The organism is Pseudescherichia sp. (assembly GCF_031998825.1).
Taxonomy (GTDB): domain Bacteria; phylum Pseudomonadota; class Gammaproteobacteria; order Enterobacterales; family Enterobacteriaceae; genus Pseudescherichia.
Genome location: NZ_DAMACX010000023.1, coordinates 40,261 through 43,406 on the forward strand (window position 1 = coordinate 40,261; position 3,146 = coordinate 43,406).

Consider the following 3,146-nt stretch of genomic DNA (forward strand, 5'->3'; position numbering starts at 1 on the left):
GTCGTCATCAGCCACCGTCCGAGGGCGATATCCTGCTGGACGGCCAGCCGCTGGCGAGCTGGAACAGCAAAGCCTTTGCCCGTCGGGTCGCCTATCTGCCGCAGCAGCTGCCGCAGGCGGAGGGGATGACGGTGCGCGAGCTGGTGGCGATTGGGCGCTACCCGTGGCACGGGGCGCTGGGGCGTTTTGGCGTGGCTGACCGGGAGAAGGTGGAGGAGGCGATTGGCCTTGTGGGACTGAAACCGCTGGCGCACCGGCTGGTGGATAGCCTCTCCGGCGGCGAGCGGCAGCGGGCGTGGATCGCCATGCTGGTAGCGCAGGACAGCCGCTGCCTGCTGCTGGATGAGCCGACCTCGGCGCTGGATATTGCCCATCAGGTCGACGTCCTGGCGCTGATCCATCGCCTGAGCCAGCAGCGTGGGCTAACGGTGATCGCCGTTCTGCACGATATCAATATGGCGGCACGCTACTGCGACTATCTGGTGGCGCTGCGCGGCGGAGAGAAAATTGCAGAAGGAACGCCGGAGTCGCTGATGCAGGCCCAGACCCTGGAGCAGATCTACGGTATCCCGATGGGCATTCTGCCCCACCCGGCAGGGGCGGCACCGGTGAGCTTTGTCTACTGATGGCGGGCTTACCTATGATTAGTCGTCGTCGTCTGCTGACCGCAATGGCCCTCTCGCCGCTGCTGTGGCAGGCGGGAACCGCGCGGGCGGCGGCCCTCGATATCAACCGCATCGTGGCGCTGGAGTGGCTGCCGGTAGAGCTGCTGCTGGCGATGGGCGTGGCCCCTTACGGCGTTGCTGACGTGAATAGTTACAACACCTGGGTCAACGAACCTAAGCTGCCCGCCTCGACAATCGACGTCGGACTGCGGACCGAACCCAATCTTGAGCTCCTCACCCAGATGCAGCCTTCGTATCTGGTCTGGTCGGCAGGCTACGGCCCCTCGGCGGAAGTGCTGGCGCGAATTGCTCCTGGCCGGGGCTTTAACTTTAGCGACGGCAAAAAGCCGCTGACGATGGCGCGCAACTCGATGAATGAGATGGCCCAGCTGCTCAACCTCGAGTCCGCCGCCCGCACGCACCTCGACCATTTTGATGCCTTTATCGCCGCCATGAAGCCGCGCTTTGCCCGGCGCGGCGACAGGCCGCTGCTGATGGTCACCCTGCTTGATGCTCAGCATATGCTGGTCTTTGCCTCAAACTGCCTGTTCCAGGAGACGCTGGATGAGTTTGGCATTCGCAACGCCTGGCAGGGGGAGACGACCTTCTGGGGCAGCACCACGGTGAGCATTGACCGCCTGGCGGTCTATAAGGATGCGGACGTAATCTGCTTCGATCATGGTAACGAGCAGGATATGCAGCGCCTGATGGCAACCCCGCTGTGGCAGGCGATGCCCTTTGTCCGGGCGGGCCGCTTCCAGCGCGTGCCGGCGGTCTGGTTCTACGGGGCGACGCTGTCGGTGATGCACTTTGTCCGCGTTCTGGATAACGCCCTGGGAGGGAAAGCATGAGCAAGCGTATCGCACCGCTTCCCGCCCTGTTACTGCTGATCCTGTTTATCGCCGCCGCCTGGCTGACCTGGGGAAACCTCTCTCAGGCGCTGCCGCGTGATCAGTGGTCGCAGGCGATCTGGCACCCGGACGTGGATGCCATCAGCCAAATGATTTTCCACTACAGCCTGCTGCCCCGGCTGGCAATCTCCCTGCTGGTGGGAGCCGGACTGGGACTGGTGGGCGTGCTGTTCCAGCAGGTGCTACGTAACCCGCTGGCGGAGCCGACCACCCTGGGCGTCTCGACCGGCGCGCAGCTGGGTATTACCGTCACCACCCTGTGGGCGATCCCCGGCGTGGCGGCCTCGCAGTTTGCCGCCCTGATTGGCGCCTGCGCCGTAGGGGCGCTGGTCTTTGGCGTCGCCTGGGGTAAACGTCTTTCGCCGGTGACGCTGATCCTCGCTGGACTGGTGGTGAGCCTTTACTGCGGGGCGGTGAACCAGCTGCTGGTGCTGTTCCATCACGAGCAGCTGCAAAGCATGTTTATGTGGAGCACCGGCACCCTGACCCAGACCGACTGGAGCGGGGTAGAGCGTCTCTGGCCGCAGCTGCTGGGCGGGGCGATGCTAACTCTGCTGCTGCTGCGCCCGCTGACCCTGATGGGGCTGGATGACGGCGTGGCGCGTAACCTGGGCCTGGCGCTGTCGCTGGCCCGGCTGGGGGCGCTGCTGCTGGCGATTGTCCTTAGCGCGCTGCTGGTTAACGCGGTGGGGATCATCGGCTTTATCGGCCTGTTTGCGCCGCTGCTGGCGAAGATGCTGGGAGCGCGTCGGCTGCTCTCCCGTCTGCTGCTGGCTCCGCTGATCGGGGCGCTGATCCTCTGGCTTTCGGATCAGGTGATCCTCTGGTTGACCCGCGTCTGGATGGAAGTCTCTACCGGCTCGGTGACGGCCCTGATTGGCGCGCCGCTGCTGCTGTGGCTGCTGCCGCGCCTGAAGAGCATGAGCGCCCCGGAGATGAACGCCGGGGACAATGTTCCCAACGAGCGGCAGCACCTGCCGCGCTGGGCGCTGGGTGGGATTGTGGTTCTGCTGCTGGCAACGATGGCTGCCCTGGCGCTGGGCCGCGATGCTCAGGGCTGGCACTGGGCCAGCGGTGAAATGCTGGACGCGCTGGCGCAGTGGCGCTGGCCGCGCATCATGGCGGCGCTGGTAGCGGGCGTGATGCTGGCGGTGGCGGGCTGCTTTATTCAGCGGCTGGCCGGCAATCCGATGGCCAGCCCGGAAGTGTTAGGGATCAGCTCCGGCGCGGCCTTTGGCATCGTGCTGATGCTCTTCTTTGTGCCGGGGAACGCCTTTGGCTGGCTGCTGCCGGCCGGGAGCCTCGGGGCGGCGGTCACTCTGCTGATTATCCTGATCGCGGCAGGGCGGGGCGGTTTCTCTCCGCACCGGATGCTGCTGGCCGGGATGGCGCTCAGCACCGCCTTCACCATGCTGCTGATGATGTTGCAGGCCAGCGGCGATCCGCGTATGGCGCAGATCCTTACCTGGATCTCCGGCTCAACCTATAACGCCACCGGCGAGCAGGTGGTGCGTTCGGCTATCGTGATGGTGCTGCTGCTGGCTATCGTACCGCTCTGCCGCCGCTGGCT

At 65.3% G+C, this 3,146-nt stretch carries 2 protein-coding genes and 1 pseudogene; all 3 read left to right on the forward strand.

Going from position 1 to position 3,146, the window contains the following annotated elements; genetic code table 11:
• On the forward strand, positions 1 to 626 hold a 626-nt coding region (gene fhuC / locus RTP97_RS12250), incomplete at its 5' end, for a Fe3+-hydroxamate ABC transporter ATP-binding protein FhuC (protein WP_312413937.1).
• Positions 626 to 1,516: a Fe(3+)-hydroxamate ABC transporter substrate-binding protein FhuD gene (fhuD, locus tag RTP97_RS12255; RefSeq protein ID WP_312413940.1), complete on the forward strand. Its 891-nt coding sequence runs from the start codon at positions 626 to 628 to the stop codon at positions 1,514 to 1,516. The genes fhuC and fhuD, both read left to right, overlap by 1 nt.
• Positions 1,513 to 3,146, forward strand: a pseudogene (gene fhuB / locus RTP97_RS12260) (Fe(3+)-hydroxamate ABC transporter permease FhuB); the annotation flags it as partial. The gene fhuD and the pseudogene fhuB, both read left to right, overlap by 4 nt.

Bases quoted from the DNA above. Each gene is read 5' to 3' on its own strand.
- fhuD (WP_312413940.1), top strand. From the start codon at position 626: ATGGCGGGCTTACCTATGATTAGTCGTCGTCGTCTGCTGACCGCAATG.